The organism is Gemmobacter lutimaris (genome assembly GCF_003570715.1).
GTDB classification, from domain to species: domain Bacteria; phylum Pseudomonadota; class Alphaproteobacteria; order Rhodobacterales; family Rhodobacteraceae; genus Gemmobacter; species Gemmobacter lutimaris.
This window is the reverse complement of record NZ_QXXQ01000006.1, coordinates 156,163-183,099: the sequence shown is the minus strand read 5'-3', so window position 1 is coordinate 183,099 and position 26,937 is coordinate 156,163. Positions and strand designations below refer to the sequence as shown.

General features: G+C 62.3%; 26 protein-coding genes and 1 tRNA gene. 5 read left to right on the top strand and 22 right to left on the bottom strand.

Annotated features, from left to right (window positions below; translation table 11 throughout):
- Both D2N39_RS12790 and D2N39_RS12785 read right to left on the bottom strand, forming a co-directional pair.
- Nucleotides 1–345 (bottom strand): Hpt domain-containing protein, encoded by a 345-nt coding sequence (locus tag D2N39_RS12790; RefSeq protein ID WP_119135174.1) that lies wholly within the window; start codon nt 343–345, stop codon nt 1–3.
- A gap of 12 nt (nt 346–357) precedes the next feature.
- Nucleotides 358–1,362: a response regulator gene (locus D2N39_RS12785; protein WP_119135173.1), complete on the bottom strand. Its 1,005-nt coding sequence runs from the start codon at nt 1,360–1,362 to the stop codon at nt 358–360.
- A 272-nt stretch (nt 1,363–1,634) separates the two neighbouring features.
- Between D2N39_RS12785 and D2N39_RS12780 the strand changes: the two genes are divergently transcribed.
- The 3 genes from D2N39_RS12780 (at nt 1,635) to D2N39_RS12770 (ending at nt 7,278) form a co-directional block, all read left to right on the top strand.
- Entirely contained in the window at nt 1,635–5,126 is a 3,492-nt protein-coding gene (locus D2N39_RS12780; RefSeq protein ID WP_119135172.1) for a CHASE domain-containing protein, read from the top strand.
- Nucleotides 5,127–5,289: 163 nt separating this feature from the next.
- Nucleotides 5,290–6,870 carry an ATP-binding protein gene (locus tag D2N39_RS12775; RefSeq protein WP_119135171.1) on the top strand — a complete coding sequence of 527 codons (1,581 nt, stop codon included), beginning with the start codon at nt 5,290–5,292 and terminating at the stop codon, nt 6,868–6,870.
- Between the two features lie 18 nt (nt 6,871–6,888).
- Complete coding sequence (locus D2N39_RS12770) at nt 6,889–7,278, top strand: response regulator (protein WP_119135170.1); 390 nt, start codon at nt 6,889–6,891, stop codon at nt 7,276–7,278.
- A gap of 27 nt (nt 7,279–7,305) precedes the next feature.
- Here the strand turns inward: D2N39_RS12770 and D2N39_RS12765 are convergent.
- From D2N39_RS12765 to D2N39_RS22695, 3 genes are all read right to left on the bottom strand, one after another.
- Nucleotides 7,306–7,381 (bottom strand) — tRNA-Val (locus D2N39_RS12765).
- A gap of 391 nt (nt 7,382–7,772) precedes the next feature.
- Nucleotides 7,773–8,408: a hypothetical protein gene (locus D2N39_RS12760; protein WP_119135169.1), complete on the bottom strand. Its 636-nt coding sequence runs from the start codon at nt 8,406–8,408 to the stop codon at nt 7,773–7,775.
- A 214-nt stretch (nt 8,409–8,622) separates the two neighbouring features.
- Nucleotides 8,623–8,970 (bottom strand): hypothetical protein, encoded by a 348-nt coding sequence (locus D2N39_RS22695; RefSeq protein WP_147373485.1) that lies wholly within the window; start codon nt 8,968–8,970, stop codon nt 8,623–8,625.
- A gap of 489 nt (nt 8,971–9,459) precedes the next feature.
- On the opposite strand from D2N39_RS22695, the gene D2N39_RS12750 reads away from it, so the two are divergent.
- Nucleotides 9,460–9,813, top strand: coding sequence for a hypothetical protein (locus D2N39_RS12750; RefSeq protein WP_119135167.1), 354 nt, complete (start codon nt 9,460–9,462; stop codon nt 9,811–9,813).
- A gap of 614 nt (nt 9,814–10,427) precedes the next feature.
- Here the strand turns inward: D2N39_RS12750 and D2N39_RS12745 are convergent.
- Complete coding sequence (locus D2N39_RS12745; RefSeq protein ID WP_119135166.1) at nt 10,428–11,180, bottom strand: Crp/Fnr family transcriptional regulator; 753 nt, start codon at nt 11,178–11,180, stop codon at nt 10,428–10,430.
- A 171-nt stretch (nt 11,181–11,351) separates the two neighbouring features.
- On the opposite strand from D2N39_RS12745, the gene D2N39_RS12740 reads away from it, so the two are divergent.
- Nucleotides 11,352–11,591, top strand: coding sequence for a hypothetical protein (locus tag D2N39_RS12740; protein ID WP_407645572.1), 240 nt, complete (start codon nt 11,352–11,354; stop codon nt 11,589–11,591).
- Nucleotides 11,592–11,907: 316 nt separating this feature from the next.
- On the opposite strand, the gene D2N39_RS22915 is transcribed toward D2N39_RS12740, so the two are convergent.
- The 16 genes from D2N39_RS22915 to D2N39_RS12665 are packed head-to-tail and all read right to left on the bottom strand — an operon-like array spanning nt 11,908 to nt 26,937.
- Nucleotides 11,908–12,084 (bottom strand): Pam3-gp28 family putative phage holin, encoded by a 177-nt coding sequence (locus tag D2N39_RS22915; RefSeq protein WP_158589828.1) that lies wholly within the window; start codon nt 12,082–12,084, stop codon nt 11,908–11,910.
- Nucleotides 12,085–12,086: 2 nt separating this feature from the next.
- Entirely contained in the window at nt 12,087–12,704 is a 618-nt protein-coding gene (locus tag D2N39_RS12735) for a peptidoglycan recognition protein family protein (protein WP_119135165.1), read from the bottom strand.
- A gap of 39 nt (nt 12,705–12,743) precedes the next feature.
- Nucleotides 12,744–13,019: a hypothetical protein gene (locus D2N39_RS12730; RefSeq protein WP_119135164.1), complete on the bottom strand. Its 276-nt coding sequence runs from the start codon at nt 13,017–13,019 to the stop codon at nt 12,744–12,746.
- Nucleotides 13,016–13,396 (bottom strand): hypothetical protein, encoded by a 381-nt coding sequence (locus tag D2N39_RS12725; RefSeq protein ID WP_119135163.1) that lies wholly within the window; start codon nt 13,394–13,396, stop codon nt 13,016–13,018. Before D2N39_RS12725 ends, D2N39_RS12730 begins: the two co-directional genes overlap by 4 nt.
- On the bottom strand, nt 13,393–14,739 hold the full coding sequence (locus D2N39_RS22690) for a hypothetical protein (RefSeq protein ID WP_147373484.1): 1,347 nt from the start codon (nt 14,737–14,739) through the stop codon (nt 13,393–13,395). Before D2N39_RS22690 ends, D2N39_RS12725 begins: the two co-directional genes overlap by 4 nt.
- Nucleotides 14,739–15,002 (bottom strand): spike base protein, RCAP_Rcc01079 family, encoded by a 264-nt coding sequence (locus tag D2N39_RS12715; RefSeq protein WP_119135161.1) that lies wholly within the window; start codon nt 15,000–15,002, stop codon nt 14,739–14,741. Before D2N39_RS12715 ends, D2N39_RS22690 begins: the two co-directional genes overlap by 1 nt.
- Nucleotides 15,003–15,018: 16 nt before the next feature.
- Nucleotides 15,019–17,928, bottom strand: coding sequence for a sialate O-acetylesterase (locus D2N39_RS12710; RefSeq protein ID WP_119135160.1), 2,910 nt, complete (start codon nt 17,926–17,928; stop codon nt 15,019–15,021).
- Nucleotides 17,925–18,557 (bottom strand): hypothetical protein, encoded by a 633-nt coding sequence (locus D2N39_RS12705; protein WP_119135159.1) that lies wholly within the window; start codon nt 18,555–18,557, stop codon nt 17,925–17,927. Before D2N39_RS12705 ends, D2N39_RS12710 begins: the two co-directional genes overlap by 4 nt.
- Before the next feature lie 9 nt (nt 18,558–18,566).
- A complete protein-coding gene (locus D2N39_RS23115) occupies nt 18,567–21,305 on the bottom strand; it encodes a phage head spike fiber domain-containing protein (RefSeq protein ID WP_199725247.1) in 2,739 nt (912 codons plus the stop codon).
- Nucleotides 21,292–21,708: a DUF6950 family protein gene (locus D2N39_RS12690; RefSeq protein ID WP_119135158.1), complete on the bottom strand. Its 417-nt coding sequence runs from the start codon at nt 21,706–21,708 to the stop codon at nt 21,292–21,294. Before D2N39_RS12690 ends, D2N39_RS23115 begins: the two co-directional genes overlap by 14 nt.
- Nucleotides 21,705–22,292: a hypothetical protein gene (locus D2N39_RS12685; RefSeq protein WP_233557132.1), complete on the bottom strand. Its 588-nt coding sequence runs from the start codon at nt 22,290–22,292 to the stop codon at nt 21,705–21,707. Before D2N39_RS12685 ends, D2N39_RS12690 begins: the two co-directional genes overlap by 4 nt.
- Nucleotides 22,289–22,945 carry a hypothetical protein gene (locus D2N39_RS12680; RefSeq protein ID WP_233557131.1) on the bottom strand — a complete coding sequence of 219 codons (657 nt, stop codon included), beginning with the start codon at nt 22,943–22,945 and terminating at the stop codon, nt 22,289–22,291. The genes D2N39_RS12685 and D2N39_RS12680 overlap by 4 nt, the downstream gene beginning before the upstream one ends.
- Nucleotides 22,945–25,935 (bottom strand): glycoside hydrolase family protein, encoded by a 2,991-nt coding sequence (locus D2N39_RS12675; protein ID WP_119135156.1) that lies wholly within the window; start codon nt 25,933–25,935, stop codon nt 22,945–22,947. The genes D2N39_RS12680 and D2N39_RS12675 overlap by 1 nt, the downstream gene beginning before the upstream one ends.
- Nucleotides 25,935–26,087 carry a hypothetical protein gene (locus D2N39_RS22910; RefSeq protein WP_158589827.1) on the bottom strand — a complete coding sequence of 51 codons (153 nt, stop codon included), beginning with the start codon at nt 26,085–26,087 and terminating at the stop codon, nt 25,935–25,937. Before D2N39_RS22910 ends, D2N39_RS12675 begins: the two co-directional genes overlap by 1 nt.
- Nucleotides 26,087–26,494, bottom strand: coding sequence for a gene transfer agent family protein (locus D2N39_RS12670; protein ID WP_119135155.1), 408 nt, complete (start codon nt 26,492–26,494; stop codon nt 26,087–26,089). The genes D2N39_RS22910 and D2N39_RS12670 overlap by 1 nt, the downstream gene beginning before the upstream one ends.
- Complete coding sequence (locus tag D2N39_RS12665; RefSeq protein ID WP_119135154.1) at nt 26,494–26,937, bottom strand: phage tail tube protein; 444 nt, start codon at nt 26,935–26,937, stop codon at nt 26,494–26,496. Before D2N39_RS12665 ends, D2N39_RS12670 begins: the two co-directional genes overlap by 1 nt.

Here is a 26,937-nt window from a genome sequence, read left to right as displayed (position 1 = left end):
TCAGTCTTGCAGGATCAGGGCCATTTCCCCCAGAAGATCGTCGATCAGGTCCAGAAGGTCTGACGTGGGCCGAGGTCTGGCCGTGGCCCTGTGATCGCGGATGGCCAGTTCCGCCCGATGCGACAACTGGCCGAGCTCATGGAACCCCAGAGTCGCCGCAAGCCCTGAATTGCGATGCGCCCCCTGCATCAGTTCGTCCAACAACGGGCCGGGGTCCGCGACCGTGTCGATCTGGTCGCGCAGCACATCGAACCTGTCCAGCCGCACCGAAAGCTCGGCCAGAAACCGGGGGCGGATTTCTGCGATCTTGCGGGCGATGATGTCGGAATGCTGCATGACGTTCATGGTATGCGCCCGTCAGAAGGACATTGAAAAGGCCCGCGAGAACAGGCTGCGCGCCGTTGCGGCACGCCCCTGCCTGCGGCCCGGCTTGGGCTGGTTCCAGTTCAGATCCTCGACCGCGCGCTGCATCTTGGCCACCGCGTCGCGCCCCGATTTGGTGATGCCCACCGGGATCGGCTTGCCCACGGCCACGCGCACCTCGATCGGCTGCTGCTTGTCGTCGGTCAGGTCCAGCCGCTCGATCATCAGGTTGATCATCAGCTCGATCTCGTCGAAATCATGCTGTTCGGGAAAGGCGATGACCCCGGCAAAGGCGCCATTGCCCGCATAGGCCATGATGCATTCGGTCTGCGCCAGCGCCGACAACGCACATTCGGCCACATCGGCAAGAATGTCGCGGAACAGGCTCGCGGAACAGCGGGTATAGATATTGCCGACATCGACGATGCGCATGGCCAGTACGCTGGTGGCGAAGAAATCGCCGCGCGACAGTTGCAGAAGGTAATTCTGCAAGGCCATGTATTCGATCAGCCCATCCACATCTTCCAGCACCACGGGCTCGGACAGCGCGGCACGGTAATGGTCTTCCAGTTGCGCGGTCAGCGCCTTGATCTGAAGGCTGCTGTCACGGACCTGCCGCGAGCTTTGATACTGACGTTCCGCCAGACGGACACGGGTGACCACCTCCACCGGATCGAAGGGCTTGGTGATGTAATCCGACGCCCCCGCCTTGAACGCGGAATCGATGAAGGTTTTCTCGCTCATCGAGGTGATCATAAGGATCGGCGCGGCCTGATACTGCGGGATCTTGCGGATCCAGCGCGCCAGTTCGATCCCGGTCACCTCGGGCATCATGATGTCCAGCAGAAACGCATCGAAAGGCTCTGTCGCGCCCGAAATGATGGCGGCCGCTTGCTTTGCGTCACCCGCCGTGACGACCTTGTCATACCCATTCGCCAGAAGCGTGGTTTTCAGAAGGTCAAGGATCAGCGCGTCATCATCGACAGCCAGTAGTCTCATCGGATTGTGCCCAGTCAGAGGATGCTTCCGCAACGCCCCCAAACACGCAGAGGGACGAGTGCCATGAATCACTCCCTTAAAAATTGTATGGCTTTGCGGCCAGAATGTGGCGGCAGGATCGAAATTTCAGAGTTTTCCGCCATGTTACGGATACCGCAGAAAAGCCCTATTTCTGTCACCTATCGGACATGAAACACTAAATTCTGGAACCGGTGCTTTGCGTTCTCAATCAGAGCGTGTAGTCTTCGCCCGATCCATACAAGAAGTTCGGCATGCCCCGGAACGATACAAACACCCCTTCACGCCCGGATGACCAGACGACCGGCCTCGCCCGGATCACGCGCCTTGTGCCGCTTGCCGCGCTGGTGACGGCCTTCAGCCTGACCGGCGTTCTGCTGGCACCGAACGGCGATGTGGATGTGGTCGTGCTGCGTGGCACCGGCGTCGCCGTCGCAAGCTTGCTGGTGATGGGATTGCGGTTCTGGCCTGCGGTTCTTGTGGGGTCCATGGCGGGGCAGATGATCATGCTCGCGCTTGGATATGCCAATGTCGGCGGCGATGGCCGGCTGCCCTCGATGCTGCTTCAGGCCGCGGCCGCAACGGCACAGGCCGTCGCGGGTGCGGCGGGGTTGCGCTGGCTGTTCGGCTATCCGCTGCGGATCAACCGGACGCGGCATCTTCTGGCTGCGCTTCTGATCGTTGTTCCGGCAAGCAGCGCGATTCTGCCTTCCGCCGCCATGCTGATTGTCCTGACCTCTGCGCCCGAGCTTTCGACGGACCCCGGCTGGCACTGGCTGATCTGGTGGATGGGCAATGTTCTGGGCGCCTTCATGGCCATTCCCGTCGCACTGCTGGGACCATGGCACCCGATGCCGGCCCTTTACTGGAAGGGCGCGGCGCTGCCGCGGTTCAGCGGACAGGCGATCTTTTATCTTGCCCTTGCAGTGGTCGGCACTTTCATCGCCTGGCATCAGGTTTCGCGCCTCGGCAACCGGACGGACGAGGCGCAGTTCGAAATTCTGGCCCGCGATTCCGCCCATGCCCTGCGCCACCGGCTTGAGGCTTTCACGCTTGCGCTCAGCGGCGGGGTCGGGCTGTTTCAGGCCTCTGACACCGTGACGGCAGCGGACTGGCGCAACTTTGCCGCCGCCTATGCCGAACGCGACGGACTGACCGGCATCGGCTTCATCGCGCCGGTTGCGCCGGGGGGCGGTGACGCCTTCATCGCACAGGCGCAGGAGGACGGGATCGCGGATCTGAACATTACGGCCCGGCAGGATGCCGAAGATATGTTCGTCATCAAATATGTCGAACCGATGGAATGGAATGCCACGGCGCGCGGCCTGAACATCGCTTTCGAGGAAAGACGCCGCAGCGCGGCCATCGCCGCCCGCGACAGTGGCAAGATAACGATCAGCCGCCCCGTGACCCTTGTGCAGGACCGCGCGCATGGATCGGGCTTCCTGTTGCTGGCCCCGCTTTACGATCACAGCGGCAACCCGCCCACGGTGCTGGGCCGGCGGGCGCATTTCCTGGGCTGGGTCTATGCGCCGATCATCACCGAGCGGATGATGGCCACCTTGCAGGATCACGGCAACTCCTTGACCCATATCGCGCTTTACGACGGCACCGACATTGTGCCCGAGCGCAAGTTCTATGAAAGCGGCGCGACCGAGGGGCACAAGCCCCGGTTCCGCTATGTCGAACAGATGGCTGTCTACGGCCAAAACTGGACGGTCGTGTGGGAAAGCACACCCGCCCTTGAAGCGCGCTTCTGGAACGGGGAACCGCTGGTCGTGCTTCTGGGCGGGTTGTCCTTCTCGGGCCTTCTGGCGGTGTTTCTGATGTCGCTCATGCGGCGCGAGGAACTGGTGCGCGAAACTGTCGCGCGCCGCACCCGTGAACTGGCCACGCAAGTCGAGGAAAACAGGTCCATCATCGAGACCGCGCTGACCAAGATCGCCCTGCTGGATGACACGGGCCATGTGCTGCGGATGAACGACGCCCTTCCCCGCCTTCTGCGGCTGGAGGAACACGAAATACTTGGCAAGCCCTTCTCGGCGCTGCTTCAGGGCCAGCTTGACGAATATTTCGGCCAGACCGGAAAGACCACCCTGCCCCCGACCTATCGCGGCGAACTGGTTGCACGGACAAAGGACGGGCAGACGCTGGTTCTGGATGTGCAGGTAAATCCGTGGCGCAACAGTGACGGCAAGCGGCGCTATACGGTGGTGATGCGCAACATCACCGAGATGCGCCGCATCTCGGACCAGTTGCGCACCACCCAGCACCGGCTGGATCTCGCCCTGACCGGCGCGCGGATCGGTGTTTTTGACATTGATCTGCACACCGGGAAATCCGTGGTGTCGCGCACATGGCTGGACCTTCTGGGGCTGGAGGATGCGGCGGCAGCCGATGCGCAGCAACACTGGCTTCAGCGCATCCACCCTGACGACCTGCCCACCGTGCAGGAGGCGGATCGCGCCTGCATCGAGGGCCGCAGCGAAAGGTCGATCAGCGATTACCGTATCCGCATGGATGACGGAAGCTGGCGCTGGATGCAGTCGAACGCCGTGGGTGAAGAGAGGGACGAAACCGGGCGGGCGTGGCGGCTGATCGGGGTGCAGACCGACGTGACCGACCAGCGCCAGCTTGACGAGATGAAGAAACAGTTCGTCTCGACCGTCAGCCATGAATTGCGCACGCCGCTCACCTCGATCAACGGGTCGCTGTCACTGCTGCTGAACACGATGGCGTCCGGGGTGCCCGATCCCGCCAAACGGATGCTGACGATCGCGCAAAAGAACTGTGACCGGCTGATCCATCTGGTGAACGACATTCTGGACATGGAAAAGCTGGATGGCGTGATGCAGCGCCCCGAGATGGTGGCGACCGACATTTCGGCGCTGCTGAAAAACACCGTTCTGGTCAACCAGCCCTTCGCGGCCCGGTTCGATGTGACCTATCGCATTCTTGCGGATGTGCCGGGAACCATTGTGCGGCTGGACGAAAACCGCTTTCATCAGGTTATGGCCAACCTGCTGTCGAATGCCGCCAAATTCTCGCCCCGCGGCAGCGAGGTCGGCATCCGGCTGGAACGAGGTCCGGATTCGGTCAAGATCAGCGTCAGCAATGCGGGCAAGGGCATCCCGCCGGACTTCCGTGACCGGCTGTTCCGGCCCTTCTCGCAGGTTGACAGTTCTGCCCACCGTGTGACCGAAGGGTCGGGACTGGGTCTGCATATCGCCAAGCGGATTGTCGAACAGTTTGGCGGCGAGATCGACTTTACATCCGAACCCGAAGTGCAGACGACCTTCTGGTTCACCCTGCCCGCTGACGCCCCTTCCGAACGGCCCGCACGGCCCCCCGCCGACACTGGCGGGCGGCAGGCACGCGTGCTGCATGTCGAATGCGATGCGGCGGCATCGGAGCTGCTGGCCTCCGCCTTCGGCGCAGCAGCAACCCTTGTCAATGCAGCGAACGAAGAGCGCGCGCGCAAGGTGCTGTCACAACAGAATTTCGATCTGGTCGTGCTGGGCTGGAGCGTGGAGACCGGCAGCGGCGACGCGTTGCTGAAAGATGTGGCGATCTGGCAGCCGGGGGTGCCGGTGGTCACACTGACTGCGGACGCGCAGCGCCGGGCCGACCCGCGGGTTCTGGAAAGCTTCACGAAATCGCGGATCACCCTGCACAATGTGGCGGCGCGCTGTCTTGAGATCATCCGGTCGAACAAGCATCCCGGCAAGAAGGTCCGCGCTGGCTGAAATGCCATTTTTCGCACCCGAAATTCCGGGGTGCCTTGGTGTTATCGGATTGGCAGCCAAAAATCGCCACAGTTTCTGACAAATTTGCATCCGATAACCATGAATTCTCACACGGTGACTACTCGGCCGCAGGGCCAGCGCGATCATCACAGAGGAATTGCAAATGTACGAGTTGCTTCAGCAGATCCTGTATACGCCGCAGGACTCTCCGGGTGGACTTCTTTTTGAACGTGCTTTCTTTGCCCTGATCCTGTTTGCGCTGCTACTTGCTTTTGCCCTGACGAGCCGGTCCAGCAAGGCCGAGGCGGACGGGCTTCGGCGGCGGATCAACGATCTGGAGGCAGATCTTCGCGCGGTGGATGCCCATGTGATGATCAATATCACCAGCGCCGACGGCAGGATCACCTATGCCAACGGCACCATGGCCGAGGCGACCGGCTATACGCCAGAGGAACTGGTCGGTCAGCAATTCCGCGACACCCTTCTGGTCAGCCGCGCGGAATCGCCGCCCGAGTTGGACAGCTTCCTGCGCGAGGGCCGCACCTGGTATGGCGAGACCCGTATCCGGCGCAAGGATGGCCGCCTGATCTGGACCCGCGCCACCATCGTTCCGGTTCTGGGCCCTGACGGCGATCTGCGGCGCAGTGTCTCGTTGCGCACCGACATCACGCAATCCAAGCTGATTCAGGCCGAATTGCAGGAACGCGCCATGATCGACCGCCTGCGCGACGAGGTTTACATCTTCGCGGCCGACACGCTGGAGCTTCTGTATCTCAACAAGCATTCGCTGGTTTCGATGGACGTGACCCCCGAGGAAGTGCGTGGCAAGCGCCTGACGGACCTGATCCAGCCGTTCGACGAGGCCAAGTTCCGCGCCCGCGTGGCCCGGCTTCTGACCGGCGAGGTGGATTCGATCCTGCACGAAGCCAACTGGCGCGGCTGCCCGGTCGAGATCAACCTGCAACAGGAACTCAGCCTAGACGGCAAGGCACGTTTCATTGCCGTGGTGCGCGACATTTCCAAACGCAAGCGGGCCGAACGCAACCGCGCCGAATTCGTGGCGACCGTCAGCCATGAGTTGCGTTCGCCGCTGACCTCGGTGAAAGGTTCGCTCAACCTGATCAATTCCGGGGTTCTGGGCGCCCTGCCCGACAAGGCGGGCAGCATGGTCGAGGTCGCCCTGCGCAATGTTGACCGGCTGCTGCGCCTGATCAACAATCTGCTTGATCTTGAAAAGCTCGACGCCGACATGATGGAACTGACGATGGCCCCGATGGATGTGGTTGCCCTTGCCGAAGAGGCGGTGGCGGCCAACGCGGGTTACGGGCTCGAATACGGGGTGAAGCTGCGCTATGTCGGCCCGCGCAGCCCGATCATCGCCGACATCAGCCGCGACGGCATGTTGCAGGTTCTGACCAATCTTCTGTCAAATGCGGTCAAGTTTTCGCCCCGCGCGCAATGGGTGGATCTGACCGTCAGCGAAACCCCTTCCGGCGTGCGGCTGAGTGTGACGGATCGCGGCCCCGGCATCCCGCCCGAAGCCCATCAGACGCTGTTCGCCCGGTTCGTTCAGGCCCATGCGGACCCTGACCGCTCGCGCATCGGCACCGGCCTCGGGCTGAGCATCGCCAAATCCATCGTCACCAAACACGGCGGCCGTATTTCCTTTACCAGCGAAGTCGGCGTCGGAACCACATTCTACATTGATCTGCCGCGCAGCTCCGAACTGCGCTCTGTCGCCTGAAGATCCGAAGGAAAAACAATGCCGCAACTGCCCAAGGTGATGCATGTCGAGGATGACCCGGACATCCGCGAAATTGCCCTGATCGCGCTTGAAATGGTCGGGGGGCTGGAGGTGGTGCAATTCGCCTCGGGGCAGGAGGCGCTGGAAGGTGCCGCAGCGGCGGCCCCCGATCTGTTCCTGCTGGATGTGATGATGCCGGGCATGACCGGCGAAGAGACGCTGCTGGCGCTGCGCGCCCTGCCGCAATTCGCCAAGACCCCAGCGATTTTCATGACCGCGAAGGCCCAGCACTCTGACGTGCGCCAGTTCATCGAGGCGGGCGCGCTGGATGTGATCGTGAAACCCTTCGATCCGATGCAGCTTGCCGCACAGATCGTGGCGCTGTGGACCCAGTCTCTCGCGGCCTGAAAGGGCATCTGCTGTCAGGGAGGGGAATGGTGGGCGGTGAGGGACTCGAACCCCCGACATTCTCGGTGTAAACGAGACGCTCTACCAACTGAGCTAACCGCCCGCCCTGCGCCCGACCTAGCGGATCGCGGCAGCGGGTGCAAGGGGCACATTCCTCAAGTCAAATCGCCGAGTCGGGCCCGATCCGGAAAATGAAAAAGCACGACCGAAGCCGTGCTTTTCATAATCATGGTGGGCGATAACGGATTTGAACCGCTGACATCTTCGATGTGAAGAAAGCGGCGTCACCGTAACCTGCGGTTCTGGCAACATACGACCGCTTTGTGTTGAACCGAAATCGCCACTTGCGCCACCTGTTCGCGTTTCGTGCGGTTCACTGAACCAAGGAGCACTTTGTACAAGATGCCTAAAGGCGCACCCGGCGGCTGAAGGTTGCCTCAACTAGCGATGCTGTCCCGGAACCTACACCACGTTCAGGGACAGCATCGACCTGTTCAGGACCAGCTATCCGGAGTTTGCCCACCACTGGCTTGCAGAGGCCCTCGAGATGCGATGCGCCGCGCCATGCGCACAGCTTCGTCGAAAGCTTCGGTTTCGAGCTCGAAACTGCGGACCAGCCTGCCGTCCACCAGCAGGTCCCAGGAGTTCTCGCGCTGCCGGATCATGAAAAGCGTCGGGGTGAAGAAGCCGAGGACCCGCGCATCTCCTGCCGATTTCTCTTCAGTTGGGAGCACCTCGGTGAGGATAACCTTGGCAAAGTCTGGAACACTTTGACCGAGAATCTCAATCGCGCGAATGAACTCTGCCGCATAGTCTTCTGTTTCGACATAATTTTGCTCATAACGCTTCATGAGCAGAGGCGTCACAAAGGTCTTTTTCAACCTTTCCATATACTGAGGGTCGAGTTCAGTCAGATGCGCAATCAGGGATTGCAGTATGCGTTCATGTGCCAGGACGCGCCGCTCAAGAGTTGTCACTTCCGAAGCTTTATCTTGCGAGCTTGCGGGCATGGCGTCCTGAAGAACCGGCATTCCTTCATTCTCCGCCCGTTCGATTTGATCCTTGATCACCTGCCTGTTCTCAGGCTTGTAACCGAAGAATATCGGTTGCGCGGTGTCATTATAGAGCATGGCAACCTCCAAAGGGAAAATTGAGAACGAATTACGAGGCGGCCGGCAGAAACTCCCGCCGCCCCGCAGCTCGGCTAATTCATGCGAATGGTTCCAGAGAGCTGAAGAAGCTATACCTCTTTGCCCAAACTTTCGCCAAGCTCCGTTCAGGCTGGCGGCAGAAACTTTGCAATGTAAGCGCCCGCAGATGCCAACCCGTCGCGCAACAGCATGATCAAGCCTGTTGGGGCTTTTCTGCGCGTGTCTGTTCCGTTGCCGGAGGGTCGCCAGCTTCGCGGCGCTTCGGGTCGGTTTCCGAAGGTTCGCCCTGCTGCTTCTGCTTGGGATCTTGTGCCTGGCCGTAGCCAGTGTGCTTTTTGTCGGTACCCATGATGGGGTCCTCCATATCGTCGCTCGGGATTTTCCCGCGACAAGAAATACATAGGCCCAAAACCGCCATTCTCCTAACGCTTTCTCGGTGGCTCAGCGTAAGCATATACGAATGCTCATTTCTTTTTTCTATCACGCGTGGTGGACAGAAAAAAAATAGCAACAGGAAATTCAGATAAGGGTCGATCTTCACTGTTCCTCATAATTTTCTCCAGAGGCACCGAAAGCAGCTTATCATTAAATTCAATGCATTATACGGGATATGGGATTAATATACCTCCTATCATCCTAACCTGTGATAACTACGGCCGCTTCAGGCTGGGTTAACATGACAAGCCGCATCACAACCAATGAAAATCTGCTTCCGCGCGGTCAAAGGGGGTTGCATGACGATCCGATCATCCATCTTGCATCTCACGTTTGTACATCCATTCAACCTTGCTGGTTACCACGAAACGTTTCCAGCAGGCTCCTATGATGTACTGACAGAGTATGAATTGCTGTATGGGTTGAGCTTTCAAGCCCACCGTCGAGTTTCAACCTTCTTACGCGTCGAAGCTCGAGCAGGCGTGACGGAGCTACTCCCTACGACAGAAAACGACTTGGAGGCCGCCTTGGCAAGGGACACGGCCAGTCACGAAATCTCCGACGCCACGGTATCCATTTCATCGAAGGAAACAAAATGAACACGCCTAAATGGCTGAAGCCCGGCCTGTACGGAGCGCTCGTCGGTGCAGCCGCGCTGGCTTTGATTGGGTTCAACTGGGGCGGCTGGAAGACCTCGGGAGGCGCCGAGCAACTGGCAGCGAGCCGGTCATCCGTCGACGTAACGGCAGCACTGGTCCCCATTTGCGTCGAGAGATCCCGCACCGACCCGGCGGGAACCTCCAAACTCGAAGCACTGCGCGCAGAGTCGTCGATTGGACAGCCCGCCGCCCTGATGAAAACAGGCTGGGCCACGCCGCCGGGAAAAGACAATCCTGATATCATTCTTGCGAGAGCTTGTCTTAAGGCACTGGCGATCACAGCACCATGACAGACAATCTTGATGAGCCTCCTGCCACCGGGACAATTACGCTGGCCCCTTCAGGTATCGAGATTGATGCGCCTTCCCATAGCGCCGGGACCGTAATTGATCTCGACGACAGCAGAACTTCTGCCGACTTGTTCCTCGTTTTCCTTCGGAGATCAATGCGCGGAACCGCCTCATTTGATTCTCGTCTACACTTGAAGACCGCAGATGCCCTCCTGCTACAAGGGCCTGCGCGGAGGTGGCCAGATGCGGCAGGTCGCTTGCGTTATGTGGTGGAACGATATCTTCTAACCCTCGACGGGCAAAACAGCAGCAATCAAAGTCTGGCTCGACGAGCTTTAAGAGACATTGCGTTTCTCTTGCACGAGCCTGACGGGGCGAATTGATCGGGGGCGATCAAAGCACTGTGTAACCCCAATTGAATAATATAAAGCCATCTCTCACTTTCCACCTCTCGATGTGGACTGCCTCAAGGTCACATCAGAAGTCTACCTTAACACAGATTAGGATATGAACTGAGCGATGACGAAACCTCCGGGCTGCAAAGATGGAACTTCACATTGACCCGGTACTCGTTCCTGCCATTTCAAATTTCACCTTCCTATTTCCAAAATCCTTTAACTCAGCAATGGCCCATCATGATCAAGATACGCCCGGTCAAAGCTAGCAAAATCCACCAAAGCATCATAATTTCTGAACTCCACGCGCCCCCGACGGAATGTAACCAATCCATCCTCGCGCAATTCCCGCAAGACGCGGTTCACATGAACCGCGCTCAATCCAAGAGCGTCGGCCAAGAGATACTGTGAAAGCGGACAGGCAAACCCTGTGCTGTTTCCCATTCCAACCAACCTCAGCCGCGCGCCCAGTTCCAGCAGGAAGTGCGCCATCCGTTCGGATGCAGACCGTCGCCCCAGATTAACAAGGTGCTCCACGACCATTGCTTCATCCCGAGACGCCGCCCATAGAACAGCAGTGGCCAGACGTGGTGTTTCGGTAAATGCAGCCAATAGATCACGTTGTGTAACCTCTGATGCCTGAATAGTCGTTACTGCCTCCACATTATGATCTGATGTACGAAACAGCACAGATCGTAAGCCAAGAAAATCTCCCGGCACCTGAAAATCAACAATTTGTCGCGTGCCTCCGCTCAGCAGTTTGTAGGAGCAGGCCCAGCCTGAAGCCAATACAAAGGCCGACTGCCCCACCTGTCCTTGGTGGATGAGCTCGACACCCATGGCAAAGTTGCGCCGCCGGCGGAACATGCCCGCCACGACCTCAACATCATTCGGTGAGAGCCGAACAAAGGCAGATAGCTTTCTTACCAACGGGTTGTCTTGGGAACTTGGGGTGGCAGGTCGCTCCGTCATGGACATTCCTTCGAGCTACGCGGCAGTTGTCTGCTCACAACCGATTTTGTTCAGAAAAAGAAGGGCAACATGCTGATCTGCGTCAGCGCGCTCATGCTATTTCCTGCCACATTTCCATAGGTTGGCTGCATGTTTTTCCAGCATGGCAGAAACTGCACAGAAAGTCGAAAAATGATAGATCACAATCCAGACGTTGCCGGGCATGCTGCTCTCGCGATCTGCGAGTCACTCTTGTTGGCCCTGAACGACCGCAGGATTCTGCCTGAACAGGAGATCTTGGGCATCCTCCAAGACGCTGCTGCTGCGCATGAAAACGCCTCGGAAACAAGTGGTAATCCGGTTCTGCATCAAGAAGTTGCAAACTTGATTCACCACATCATCGACAGCGGGAACTCTGTCCGACGCATTTGATATTATTCTGCCATAACAACCGGATATGAAACTGACATATTCCGCTCAGACATCTCTCCGTTCACGACACCCAGCTTTATACCGTCGAATTATTGAGCATGTCGGCAAAGCGTATACCCACTCGTAACGGTGCCTCTTCTCCGGGCTCGGCCGCGAAGGCAACAGGCTATGCTTTTCGATTGGAACTTCATTCTGTGTCATTCGCCCCGCCGACGCTGCATGTTTTCCAACCCCAAAACTGCCCGCGCTGCTCATAGAGCGCGCAACGCCCCGCCATCCCCCCAAGATCGGCGGGGCGTTTCATTTCAAGAACCCGTCACCGTGCCTTGTCGCGCTGGCGGCTGGCCCAAAGCGCTGCAAGCACGGCGCCCACGGCAAGCGCGGCCTCGATGATCGGCTGTTGCAGGTCCGCCGGAATCCACCCCTTTGCGACGGCATAGGCCAGCGCAGGCGGCAGGGCATGGCGGGCGAGACGGGCGATTTCGGTCTGCATGATTAGGCTCCTTTGAACCAGGTGGGGACGTGGAAACCGGGGCATGCCTTGGCGGCATACTGGTTGTGCCCGGAAACTGTGGTGATCTGAGTGCGCATGGAGATGGCCTCGATCTGGTTGCGCAACTGCACCAGCTGGCGGTCGGTGAAATGCACCTCGGGCCGATCCGTCTCGGCCGAGCCGAAACCACCGATCAGGCAAATGCCGATTGTGCCGTTATTCCGACCCATCACATGCGCACCAATTTCGGTTTCGCGGCGGCCCGCGCGCAGCTCACCCGACCGACCCAGCACCCAGTGATAGCCGATGTCACGCCAGCCCTGTGCCTTGTGCCAGCGCCGGATCTCGGCCACCTGCGCGTCGATCCCGTCGCCATCCATCCACTCGGGCCGCGTCGCGCTGCAATGCACGATCACCTCGCGCACTGGATACCGCGCGCTGCCTTGGTAGATCATCGAGGTGGTGACCGGCGCCACGTCCCGCGCGGCAACCGGGGCGCCCTGCCCCCAGCGCACAGCCGTCGCACGGGTGCGCGGGCCGTCGATCCCGTCAATGGGGCCCGGCGAATAACCAACCCCTGCCAGCCCGGTCTGGATGGACCGGATGTTTTCGTCTGCCATGATGTTGCTCCATGAAAAAGCCCGCGCGCAGCGGGCGGGTCAGGGTTTCGGTTGCAGCTTTTCGAGCTGTGCCTCGATCCTGCTGATACCGATCTGGATGCTGCGCAGGTCGCTGGATTGGCTGGCCTGTGCGATCTCGACCGCGCGTATGCGACTCTCCCTCGCCTCGGCCGCACGCTGCATCGCCAGCACGTCCAGCGACAGACGCTCCTGCCGGGCTGACAGCGTGGCGTAACCCATGATGCAGGCGGCCAGCACGGTCACGATGCTGATGACGTGGCCGAGGCTGATTTTGTTGTCAAACTGGACGGTCACGCCTCTGCCTCCTCCGGCACCTGCGTCACCCCCAGCCCCGCCAGCGCGGCGCGGGCATCGTCACCGATCACCACCGCGATGTGGTCCGGCGATGCGGTGATGGGCTGATCCTCGGTCCAGATGCGGATTGCGGCTTGCGCGCGTGCGGCGGCGGCCATGTCGGCACCCCATTGCGGGGATGCCAGCAGCGAGGCGGCGGCCTGTGGAAACGCCGCGCCGACCGGCCCGGAGGCCACAGCATAACGGTTGCCGCCCGCATCCTGCCACGATGCCGCGCCATAGGTCTGGTCGTCGTCGGGGCCGTAGCCGATGCAGCGCGCGAGTTGGTTGGCGTCCGCGATCAGCGCCTCGGGGCATGCGATGGTGATGGTAATCATGCGAGGGTCACTCCTGCGAGGCGGGCCATGTATTGTTCAGCGCGGGCATATTCGGCGGCTGCCAGCGGTCGGTCGATATAGAGCAGACCGTAGATCATCAGATCGCCGAACAGACTGGATCCGTCCCGCGCGCCGATAGTCATGCCCGCGTTAAATGTCACCCAGTCACCTCCGGCCAGCGTCGCCGACGCTACCTGCGCGCCATTGATGCGCATGATGCACGATCCGTTTTGGGCCACTGCCGTTACGATACAATCCGTTAGTGCTGGATAGCCGCTAGATATTGCCGAGCCTGATGAGGCCGGATAAACATTGACGCCGTAGGACGCCGCGCCATCCGCTGCTGGCGCGAACAGTCCAATACCACCCGGGCGCGAGAAATTCGGCCTGTGCTCGATGACAGTCCCACGCGCCACATCACTTCGTTTTCTGATCGCCGCGACAATGGTCCTGCCTGCCGAACCAGATGCAAATGCTGCAATCTCCAGCCATTGATTGATGCCATTCGTCCGCAGCCCCCAGACGCTGCCATACCCCGCCTCGGACACATCATAGGTGGAGGTGGCCGCCTGATACCCGGTGCGCACGGTCCCGGTCTCGATCTGGGGCGAGCTAAAATAGCTGGTTCCGGTCGTTAGACCACTGGCCTCGTATGCAGACGGCCAAAGATACATGGTGTGCAATCCGCTAACAGCCGCGTTCAATACACCACGCAGTATGTAATACCCGGCATTGACCGGATCTGGATCGCAACTCACTGCGCCTGTCTGCGGCCCATTAGTGACAACAGATGACGGTGCGCCACCAGACCATGTGACGACTACGCCCGCAGACGATCCAGGTGTTTGACATGATATCTGGGTCTTTTCGGCGGACCCGGCCCGGACCCGTGCAGAAAAACAGTATGATTGGCCCGAGGTAAGATTAACCGACAGACTGCGCGAGTGGTTGACGGCGGAATCGTTATCGCTGATCTCGTAGACCAGTTCGCCAGACGCCAGCGTCTGATGCAGCGCCACGCCAGCACTACCACCCCACGCCGTCAGATCAGTGCTGTTGCTCAGCAACTGCCGCAACCCGCTCGCTGGATGCCGTGCGAGGATCGGTCGGCTCAATGCGACGGCCTGACTTGCGTGATTGCCGCGCCCGCTCAGGTCGCGGATGAGGCCCACAGGCTGGCCGGGTGCGTTGACAGGGATCGTGCCTGCCGCGTCCTGAAACAGCGTGTCAAAACGGTTTGCGCGAAACAGTGCACCCTGCCCGGACGGGCCGTAGACAAGGCCGGGAGACCACCGCGCGGCCCAGAGCGCGGGCGAGGCAATGCCGTAACCGACTCCCAGCATCACCAGACCCCCACGATCCCGGTGGCGGTGGTGCCGGTGGCCCAGACGCGCGTCACCCGAAACGGCAGCGGGACACCCGCGATCATCTGGACGGTGACGGGCGATCCGCCCCCGCGCATCGTCACCCGTACGGTGCCGTCGGTCAGCGCATAAAGCGCGCGAGGGACATTGGCGAGGTCCACGCTATCCGAGGGCGTGATCGCCGCGGCATTGGACGCCGGGCTTTCGAGGCCCGACGTGTTGTAGAGGAATGCATCAGCCATTACGGCCTCCTTATGATCAGGGAGCGATGAGAGCGGCGGACATGCCCGAGCGCAGCGGCAGGCCCATCAGGCGGCCGTGCGCCTGTTCGTCGCGGATGAGGTGGCCGGCGCGCTGGTCGGTTGCAAAACCCGCCGGGAACGCCACGCGGCAGCCCGAAAGGTTTGTGTTGGTTTCCAGCGTCACGGTGCGCGACACGCGGTCGAGGATGCCGCGAATGATCGGCACTTCGACCGTCATGTTGGCCCCGCTCAGGATCTGGAAACCCCAAGGATAAGGGCCAGATGCCACGTCGCCCATGTCGCCCGGTGGCAAGTGCAGCCCGGACGGCAGGCCCACAACAGCGGCGCGGAAATCAGTGGCCGAACGCCATGTCGCCCCGGTGATCTGCGGCCCGAGGCTATTGGCCTGCCCCTCGATCACGTTGGCATAAGCGCGCGCGAGACGATGGGCCAGATGGTAATGCCCCATACCGCCCAGATGCACATCCCCCCAAGGGCGCGGGATGTCGTAGGAATCGGCCGCGAAATGCGCATAGGCCACTTCGTCGATGGCCCGCTGATAGGCCCACCGCACTGCGCTGGCGCCGGTCGGATAGTCGTCGCCCTCAAAATCCCATGCCCCGAGCTGCACCACGAGGAACTGCGGATCGCTGGCCCCGAGGCTGGTCAGATGCGACCGCATTGCCGACCAGACGCTTTTGATCGCGTCTTTATAGACAGTGCTGGAATAGGTGCCTTGCTGCACAACCCAGGCATCGGCCTCGCCCTGCATCCAGATCACGCATTCCGGCACCGGCTGCCCAGCCGCATCGGCGGCGGTAACGGCCGCTTTCCACGCCGTCAGCGCGGGCCCTTCGGTATTGCCAACCGTCCACCAGTTGTTCGGCGTGACCAGCATCGAGGAGCCGCCGGTGGCGCCATTGATCCAGTGCGCATCAACATCCAGCGGCGTGGCCATCCAGCCCGCGTCGCGGACAGCATGCGCAAATGAACCCGGAAGGCCGCGATAATAGCCCAGCGACAACTGGCTTTGACCACCCAGCGCGATCGACACATCATGCACCGGCTCGGCCCCGCCCGCATAAGACAGCACGGTCCCGCCCAGCGGTTCGATCACGGTGCCGAAGGTCGCATTGGCCGAGATCCGCGTGACGCGAACCAGCCCGCCCGCCGGGACAGTTGCGGTGTGCATCCCGGCCTGCCCCGCAAAGGTCCGCCCGTGACCCGCGAACACCGTGCCGCCTGCCACGAAATTCAGCACCGCATCACTCGCAACCGTCATATGGCTGCAATCGGCCTTCACCCCGGCAGCTTGCAGGACCACAGTCTGCGACCGCATGGGACCGCCGATCTGGATCGGGCCAGCGGCGGCCGTCACCCACGCAGGCCCGCCGACGACATCATCCGGCACGGGCAGCGCAGCCACGGCGAGCTGCAAGGCCTCGGTCCGCAGCGTCGCCCGGTCGAACATGATCACAGGGTCGGATTCGGTCGGCAGCAGTGCCCACGTCACCGGCAGGTTCGCCATATCGACATACCAGCCGCGGTGCGCCACACCGAGGATCAGACGATCTTTCGAGTAGTTGACGGCGATCCCCACCTCGGACGTGACCACGCGGGGGCTTGCCGCCATATCAACAAAGTAAGTCCGCGTGGTCCCCAGCGGATCGTCTTTCGTCGGGAACGTCAGGATTGCACCGCTGACAAGAAACGGCCCTTCGTCTCCAGGCACCAGCGCCGCCAAGTCGTCAGGCGTGGTCACCCACAGTTGTGGATAGCTGATTTCGTCGGCGGCGATCTTGATCGCCCCGTCGTAAGGGCTGACAGTATACGGCACCACGCGATAGGCCAGCCCGGTGAGCGCCCCCAGAACCCGCGTGACGAACTGCTGAAACGCGGTGGCGCTGGCCTTGTCAGTCAGCAAAAGATCGACGGACGCCCTGCTGTAGACAGAGAGATTTTCGCGCGCGAGCGCCTTGTCCGCCAGGTCGGACAGGTTGTTTGCAGCGATCAATCTGGCAGCGATCTGCGCCGCAATATCATCGGAAAGAACCGCTCGCGGAGCATACCAGCGCGTGCCGTATTGCGTCGATCCCGGAGCGCCGTCAGCAACCGCACCCCAGATGCGATAGCTGCCATCAAGCCGCTCAAACCAGACATACGGCTGCACGGCACCGTAGGCGGCAAGGACCGTCGCAGGGTTTTCGCCCGAGCGGACAATGCCGAGCAGCTTGGTCGCAGGCAGCTTTGCACCGTCATCCAGCAACGCTTCGAGGTCGATCAGGTCATTGGTAGCCTCGGCTGCATCCTGCAACGCCGCATCCGCAGTCGCCTGCGCATCATCCGCCGCCGTCTGCGCCGCAGAAGCCGCAGCCACCGCACTGTCGGCTGTGTCCTGCGCATCCATCGCGGCGTTCATGGCCTCGGCCGCATCCTGAAACGCATCATCCAGCGCCTCGGGCAGGCCGTTGATGTCATCCTTCGCCACAGCGCCCACGACCCGCACAACGTATGGGTCCACAGAGTGGACAACGAAGTCGTAGCGAGCAGATCCAAGCAAATCATTGGCGGCGAGGTCGGCACCGTTGCGACGCTTGATGGTGCATTCGGTCTCGACACCGTCCCGGCTGACGATCAGCTTCGCGCCGGGTCCGGTGTTGTTCTCCAGCCATCGCGCCTGCATTCGTTGGCCGATTTCCATCCCAATGTGCAGTTGAGCCGTGCCGACCGTCGCTGTAACTTCCTGCGCCGTGCCGGTCGATCCGGTCAGCCGCAGGATTGAGCCGAGGTTTTCCGCCGCCTCGCGGGCGGTAACTTCAGCATCATCCGCAGCTTCCCGCGCCGCCGCCTCGGCCGCCAGATCTCCGGGCGACACACCGCCGGTTGGCAGGGTGCCATTGCGAAAAGTGACAACGCGATCCGTCACGGCGTGACCTCCTGATCAATGTGGATGGTATCGGTGATCGTGCGGTAGACCCGACCGCCAACCGCGAATTTCATGTCCCAGGCATGGGCACCCAGCGGCAGGGCGGCCGTCTGCGCGGGCGCCAGCGTCACCTCGAACTGCCCGGCTGCCGCATCGAGGACGGTCACGATCAGCGCCCGCGTCACGCCGTCCGGGCCGCCCAAGGCCGAGGTGACGGTGATCCCTGTCAGGGATTTCGGGCGACCCAGAGCATCGGCATAGATGCAGCCGAGGCTCAGGGAATCGCCCCGCTTGATCCGGTGTTCCTGCGGCCCCTCCGGCACGTCCAGTGCCACCGCATCGGCAATCGTGACCGATCCGCTGTCCGTCACCACAATGTCGGGCAGATCGGTGGTCAGCAGGCGGCCCTCGACCGCGCTCCAATGCTCCACCGCCACGGCATAGCGGCTGCCATCGGCCGCGCCTTGCAGGTCGATGCTGATCGCGCCTGCCGTGATCGTGGCCGCGACCGGGCTGGTGGTGACCACGGGCGAGCCGACAATCGGCGCGCGCGGTGTGAACAGCACCCGGCCATGCGCGGGCTGCGACCCGTCCGGCAAGCGGACGGGACCGGCGACAGTTGTTGCCATGTGACCCTCTTAGATGATGGTGATCGTCTGCGGCCCGCTGCGCGGCCCCGCGATGCCGCTGCCATTGATCGGCTCGGCCCAGTAGCTGTGCGACCCGACACCGGGCCCCACGTCTGTATAGCTGTCCGCCGCATTCGGCGCGCCGAACTCTGTGCGGATCGCCACCGCATCGCCGAAATCTGTTGACCCGTCCGCGCGCCAGATCCGCGTCGCGGCATATTGCCCGTCATTGGGCGCGGTGAAGGTCAGCACAGCGTCAGACCCGGACACCGCAGCGCCGAAGGCCACCAGCGCCGCCGGGGCCGCGCTGTTCGCCACCGCCTGCACCGCCAGCGGCACGGCAGGATACCAGGGCGAGACCCGCCCGCCCGGCGTCCGGTTGCGCACCTGCGCCTCATAGGTGGCGCCATCGACAAGCCCGGTCGAGACAAGGGAGGATTGCCCCTCCCCCGCATCCACGATCTGCCAGTCTGGCACGCCGCCATCGACCGACCGTATTTGCAGCTGCTGGCGCAGATCCTCGGGCTGCACCGGCCACGCCCATTCGATCAGCGCCACACCGCCCGTGCCCTCGACCGCCTCGCCCGTCAGGCTGGCCGGGGCCGCCACATCATCTTCCTCGGCCACCACCGCGCGCAGCGGGCGGGCAGGCTCCAGCGTCAGCGCGTCTGGGGCGAAATCGCCCGCATCAACCGAAACCACATCCAGCGAAAAGGTGTGCGACCCGCCGTTGCGCGTCAGCCGCGACACCTCGACCACTTCATCAAACCCGGCCTCGGCATGGGTGATGCGCAGGAACCGCTGTTCCATGCATTCATATCCGATGGGTCCGATGGTGCCGCTGACCGAATAGGGCGGCCGCGCCGTCGCCAGCCAGCGATAGCCCACGCGCCACGCTTGATTGTGGCTGTTGATCGCCCCGCAGGGTTCTTCGTGGCGGTCACCCTGCGCATCGGCCACCACCGCGCCGGTGAGTTCCTCTTGATAATCCAGCGCCGGTTCGACGTATTTCACGGCGACCTGCCCTATCACATCCGAGCCCCACGCCCGGTCGCGGATCGAGATGGACAGGAAATCCGCATCGGTCAGCGTGACGGTCGGCGCGCTGTAATAGCCCACCTTGAAGCCCAGCTTGCCGTCGCGCCGTTCATAAAAGAACGCGTCGCAAGCCTTCATCATCTCGGACCTGACTTGTTCCCAAGTCATGCTGCTGTCGATCACCATGTTGATCGTCCAGCGCCGCTGGGTGCCGCCGTCGCGGTTTGTCACCAGTTGGTCGCAGATGTCCGCCTCGGCCGCGACCTCATCCCAATCGACAGCGAAGCCATAGAGCTCGGCCACATCGGCAATGATCAGGGCGGCATTGTCGGTCCAGCCCCGGCCCCAGATCGCCGACACCGCCGCGCCTTCCGTCGGCTTGTAGGTCGATACCTCTGCCCCGGCCTCGACCTGCGCCCCCCAAAGCAGCATCCCCGACGATCCGTCGCCAGCATAGGTCTGCGCCCCGGTCGGCGACATCAGCAGCAACAGGAAGGACCGGCTGCCGGTGCTGGCGTTGGTCGTTGCCCGCACGCTACAGCGATACCAGCCGCCGCCGACACCCTCGATTTGCGGCGTCAGTCCCGCCGTCGCGGTGGCGGTCCCCGCTGTCAGGTTAAAATCGGCCAGCGTGGACGCCGACCACCCGCTGCCCGTGCCGCACTGGATGCGCAGCCGGTCCCGCGCGGCGGCCTTGGCATAGACGCTGACGACATGATCGGTTGACGGGTCGAGCGTGATGGATTGCAGCACATAGTGAGACGAGTTTGCCGTCGTCGGCACAACAAGATCAGCAGTCAGCGCGCCACCCGGCGCGGCAGCCCCATCCGTCGTGACCGTCACCGCCGCCTTGGACCATACCGCATGCCCGAAATCCTCGGACCGCAGGCAGTAGTTCCAGCGCAGCGTGTCATCGCCCACGCGCGGGTCATAGACCGTATCGCAGCCATCCCAGACCGGCGCATAAACCCATTCCCGCCCGCTCGGGTAGATCTTCGAAAACACGTTGTTCGGTGGCCGGGCGGCGTAAAGCGCGGCGTAGCTCAGCCCCTTGAAATCATCGGCAGCGGTAACCTCCGGGAAAACCGCATCCCATATCGGATCGACCGCCTGCCCCGGCTGGCCGGTATAGGTGCGGATAGAGCCATGCCACGCCCACCGCCCCTTGCCGTCATACCAGATCGGTTCGGTCGAGACGAAATCGCCCTCCAACTCGACCGGGCGCTTGTCAAGAAAGTGCTGCACCGGCCCGCGCGTGCTGTGCGCAGCGATCAAGATGCCATAATGCCTTTTGAACCGATCATCGGTCCCGTCCGGGTTGGTGACATCGGCCCGGCTCGCGGCCGAGAAGCAGAACGGCCCGCCCTTTCGCACCCGGCCATAGACGCGCTCTTGGTAGCTGACAGGCTGCGCCCAGTTGACCTGCCGGTCGGAGGGCGACGGGACCGAGGGCGTGGGCATCAACGCTTGCGACAGCGCCGACAGGCCAACGGACAGCACCACACGCGACAACAGCGATCCGCCCGCGAGCCATGAACCGGCGGTGAAACCCGCGCTCCAAGCACCAACTGCGCCCGTCGCCAGATAGGTGCCAAAGCCCGCTGCGTTCAGAAACCCGCCGATAAAGGCGGTGACCGGATCGGCCTTGGCTTGCCCCGCCAGACAGGTTGTGGACAGCAGCGCGGCCAGCGCGAGATTACGGATGCGCATAGCCCACTCCCCAAGCTGCAAGCACCTTCTGCGGGCGGAACGCCGTCACCGCGCCCGAGGTCTCTTTCACCGCCCATGTCTCGCCCAGGCACAGCGCCGCATGGGGCCGCGTCACGCCCGGCGCGATCTGAAGCACAATACCCACGTCACCGGCCACCGGCTGCGCAGTCAGGGCCAGCCCCGCCGCCGCCATGCGCGGCGCCACCACCGCCAGCGGGTCCGAGAAAAACCGCGTGACGCGCTGGCATTCGGACATGCTTTCATAAGTCAGGCGCAGATCGGCAGCCGGATCGGGCCAGCCGCAGCGCGCACACCAATCGGCGCAGAGCGTGACGCAATCCGCCTCGCCCCAGCGGTATGTCAGCCTCCGCCAGCGGTTCAGCTCGACATAGAGTGGGGTCATCCGAACAGCTTCTGTTCCTGAAAGGTATCAGTCGGGGCGAAGCGCAAGGAGCTATTCGCCTCCCCGATCAGCGCCGCGTGATCATTCGTGGTGTTGGTCAGCCGCGACGCGGTGTTGCGGCCCGCGCCGATGCTCTCGAAATTGAGCGTGATCCGCCGCTCCATCGGACCCGACAGATCGAACGCCACGCTGGCGCCCTTGCGGGTCAACCAGCGGATCGGCGCATGCACCGGGGCGTGAAACTCGGCCATCGCCCCGATGGGCTGCACCCAGAACACAATCTCGCGGTCGAGGATGTATTCCGTTCCCAGCGCCCGCAGCTCGGCCACCAGATCGCCGTCGGACGGGTCGGGGATATAGGTCAGCGAGATCGAGCCCGCCGGGGCCGTGCCGTTCAGCGACACCTGCAAATCCGGCGCCTCAAGCAGTTGGCAGCCGATCCATGCGTGGCCGTCCACATCCACAAAGCGCCCGTCACCGCCCAAGATGAACCGGAATACCCCATCCACCGTGTCGATCGACACCAGATCGAGAAGCCCGACCGAGGGGTCGCGCGGGTTGAAACCGACGGGAAAGAAGCTCATCGGGTGATCCATTCCACGAATTCGAGATCCATCCCGACCACCGGGCGGCCGCGCTCGAAACTCGGCAGGCCATTGGCGTCCGAGGTCGAGACAAAGAGGCCCCGCGCCACCAGATCAATCTGCGCCTCCGCCGGAATCGCCTTGCGCAACATCGTGACACCCAATGTGACGGACGCGCCGGAACCGGATCGGGATACCACTGCAAATGGCCAGTCATCATAGCTGAGGTATGTCCCGACAGAGATCGGGCGGGGTGCCGTGGTCTCATCAACGATGATCGAGGTCGCGCCCGCAGCGGCACCGGCCGGGCATTCAACCTGCGGACTGACCTCGACATAAAGCCCGGCCTGATAGGCCCGCCAATCCTCGCGCCAGTCCGCCCGACGCCGGCGACAGGTCATCGGGTCAATCATGCGCAGCCGGTAGGCGTTGACCCGCCCCTGCCCCTGCAAGATCAGCGCCCGCCAATGACCGGCCATTTCACGCGGCAAGGCAATTTGCGGGGCCCCGATGAAGCGCGGCAGGCGATTGTAGACAACCTGCTCCGATCCATCATTGGCCTGCATCGTCGATTGCCCGCGCCAGTCTGGCCGCCAATCCACCTGCACCCACGGCATGAACAGTGACGGCACGTCGATGATATTGCGCAACATCAGACCGTGCCCCGCGCCTGCATTTCTCGCATGGTATAAGGCATGGCCCGCTGCGCCTCGCGCTGGTGCTGGACTGATACACCGTTGGAGATCGCCCCGACCCTTACGTCAAAATATGGGCTCGGGATGACCTGCAGTGAAACCGCCTGCCGCCCGGCACCGCCAGAAATCGCAGGCGACGCAGGCGAGGCCACCGCAGATGGCACTCGGGACCGCCCGGCAACATGATCAATCACCGTTTCATCCGGGTGCAACATGGCAAGGAAACCGCCGCGCCCGTCCAGACCGCCAGACCGCGCACCGGACGGCGTTTCGCCACCACCCTCAAAGCTGGCCACCTTTCCGATGACATTGAACAGACCTGACAGCAGACCGCCGCTGGACACCCCGGCCTGTACCGATCCGAACAAGAGGTTCTGCACCGCCGATTTCGCCAGCGTCGCAGCAAGGTTTGCCAGCACGCCGTCCAGTCCGCGCCCGGCGACGATGGAGTCAACCAGCTGATCCGCGAACTGCTTTTGCACCTGCGCGGCCTGCCGAAGCCGCTGGGTCGCCAGTTCCTCGGAAATACGGCGCTTTTCGGCCGCCAACGCTGCCTCGGCATCCGCCTTCGCTTTCGCCTGAATCGCTTCCGCCACCGTCATCTCAGATCCGGCGAGGCGCGCATTCAGATCGAGGCCGTCACGCTTGGCCTGTGCGGTCAGCAGATATTCTGCGCGCAGCCGGGCCTGATCCTCCTTCGACTTGCCCAAAATGGACCGTTCAAACTCCGCATCGGCAATGCCCTTCAGCAGGCTTTCCGAAAACCGATCATGTGCCCGTGTCAGATCCTCTCGCGCCTTGACCTGTTCTTGCAGGGCCTTCTGCTCGGCTGACAGCCGCGCCTCCATCGCGCCCGAAGCGCCACCGAAGGCCTGTGCCTCTTCCAGCCGCCGCGAGCGGTTGATCCCGGCATTGTCAGACGCGCGCGCCGCGATGGCATCGGCCACACCCTGACTGTTGCCGTCGCGCAGCGCCGACAATACGCCGCCCAGATCGCCGCCGGCCTTCAGCTCCCCCTCGCCGTAATTGTGCAGCAGCGAGGCCAGAGCGGCTTTCTGCGCGGCTGACAGGGCCTCAAACGTGGTCTGGCCGATCTGGCCGATCAACGTGTCGAAATAGGACTGGATACGCCGGTCAAGATCGCGCTGCGCATCATCGGCACTGATCACCATGCCCTTCTGGATCGAATAAGTAGACCCATCCGCGCGGGTGCCGGTATCGGAGCCATAGCCTGCCCGATAATGGTTCACGTCCTTGTATGCTTCGAGCTTGAAGCCTTCCTTCGCGGCGATAAGGGCACGCGCCGCCGACATCGCATCCGAGGAAGCCATCCATTCGCCTGCCCGGCGCGAGGCACCATATTGGCGATAGGCATCCGCCACACCGCTCGACAGGCCTTCGCCCGCCCGCGCAAAGCCATCGGCCATCAGCCCGGCCATTTCCATCAGCTTGCGCACGGCGGTTTCAAGCCGCGAAAGATCGACCTCGCCCAGTTTTTCGCCCTCGCGACGGGCGCGCTCGACCTCTTTCTGAAGCGCCGTGTATTGTGCCTCGAATTCCGGGTTCAGCGCCGCCTTGCCCGCAAGATCGCGGACCCGCTTCATCTCTTCCCCGACATCCTCGACCCGCGCCTTCACATCGCGGGTGCGCGCGATCTCATCGTCGATGGTCCCGATCATCCGCTCGGCCGAGGCGATGGCCGTCTCATCCCCCTTCTCACGCGCCAGCGCGAGTTGCTTCTCGGCATCGGCACGATCCGTTGCCAGACGCGCCAGATCACGGGTGCGGCGGTCATAGGCCTCGGCCAGTTCAACGCCCCGGCGTTCGGTATCAGACATGCCGAGTTCGATCTGACGCTCCGACTCGGCAATGATCGAGCCAAGAATGGCGAATTCATCTCCGAACTTTTGCACTGCCTGCGGGATGCCGCCAGAAATCTCGATCAGAAGATCTCGCAGCCGGATCGCGTCACGATGTGCAGCTTCCGGCCCATTGGCGGTTTCCAGCATACGCAGCGCACGCTGGAGCCGCTCGGCCTCTTCGCGGGTTCCACCAGTGACATTCATTAGCCTTTGCAGCCTCGCCTCTTGCCAAGCGGCAAATTCCTCGTCTGACTGCGTGGCCGGTCGCGTCTGAGTGATGCCGCGACCAAGAAGCGCGCCCCCGCCCCTGGCAGCATTTAGCAGGGCAGCCTCACCCTGCGCGGCGGTCAACTGCACCTGAAGCTCCAGCGCCCGCTGGATTTCATCGGCCATATCGCCATATTTCGCGCGCAGATCCTCGATCGACACCTTGGCCGCCTCAGCCGCATCTGCATGCGCGCTGGTGGCCTGTTGCAATTCATCGGTCAGGTCAGCCAGCGATTTGGTTTCGTCACCCATTTTAGTGAGCATCGCGATGGCAGGCAGACCTATTGCGATGGCTGCGCCAGCCCAAGCGCCCCATGCACCAAAGAGACCCAGCAACTGCGGGGCCTGCTGCGAAAAGGCTTGAACCGCCGAAGTGCCAGCGCTGACCTGCACGAAGAAATCCTGAACCTGCAACCCGGCCTGCGAGGAAAACCGCCCGAACTGAGCTTGCCCACGGCCAGCACGGCCAGCGGCGCTGTCTGCCGCAAGGTATTCTTGACCCAGCCGCTCCAGCGCCAGCTCATACTGCTTGGCGTTCAACACGCCCATGCGATGCGCGAGGTTCAGTTCTTCCAGCTGCGTCTCATATCTCTTCGATGCGGCGTAGAGCGGGTCGAACTTGTTGCGCATACGCTCAAGCTCGGCCTCGAAAATCTCGGCAGACTTGGCAGCGGAATTCGTGCCGATGCGGATCTGGGCTTTCTTTTCGATCCCCCTGACCATATCGACGGTGTCTTTTTCAAGCTTGGCAAGCTGCTTTGCCAAGGCCGCCATGTTGATGCCGATGTTCATGGCCAGATCAGGCGTCATGTCATTCATCAGAAACCCTCAATCCCCATTTCCGCCAGCTGATCATCGGTCAGATCGCCGCCCGAGGCTTTCTTGCCGCCATGCAGCAGCAACCAGCCATCCTGACAGGCCTGAAACTCCCAAAGGCTCATCGCCTGCACATCGGCAGGCGCAAAGCCCATCACGGCGCCAAGTCGGTAGAAGCTGCTGAAGCGCCATCGTCCGTGTTCAAGTCGGGCGGCACCGTCTCCGGTACCGCCGACAACTCCCCCACGGGGTCATCCTCCGGCCCATAGAGTGCGGCCTGCATGATCTGGATGCAGGCAGGTTTGAACAGTGCCACGCCGAACCCGCGCGAAAACGTCTGGCGGATCAGCCGTGTGGCCTCGGCCTTTTCCATGCCGCCGCCAATCAGACCGTTGCGCAGAATGGCCTCGAGCTGCTCGACCTTCCACGAACCCAGCTGCAACAGGCCAAGCAGATGCTCAGGCCCCATGCCCGTGGCCGTCTGCAAGGCCTGAAGCTCGCCGATGCCCAGCCGGAAGGCGTTTTCGCCCCCCGGCCAGACCAGATCAACCGCCCCCGCCATCAGGCTTTGACCGTCCGCGTCGGCAGGCCATCGAAGGCCAGCTCGATATTCGAGGTCACGCGCTGGCCCTTGGTGCGCTGGTTGGTCACGTTGGTCAGAAAGCACGGGCCCTTTTCATATTCGGTGTCGCCCGACGCCGCATTCAGGTTGCCGATGCGCACCTGTTTCGATTCGGCGCCATACCACCAGTCCAGCACCTCTTCATGCGATTGCTGCGCCCAGACGCCCGTTGCGGACACCGTGACCTCCTGCGACCGCGGCTCGCGGGCGATGTCCATCGGCAGGCTTTCGTCGTCGCAATCCTGCGGCACTTCGGACGTGTCCATATTGGTGCTGCGCGTGATGGTGACGCCAACCATACCGCAGAGCTTGCGCCAGGTGGTGCCGTCATCCGACACCTCCAGCACCATCTGGTCGAACCGTTGGGTGATAGGCTTTGCCAT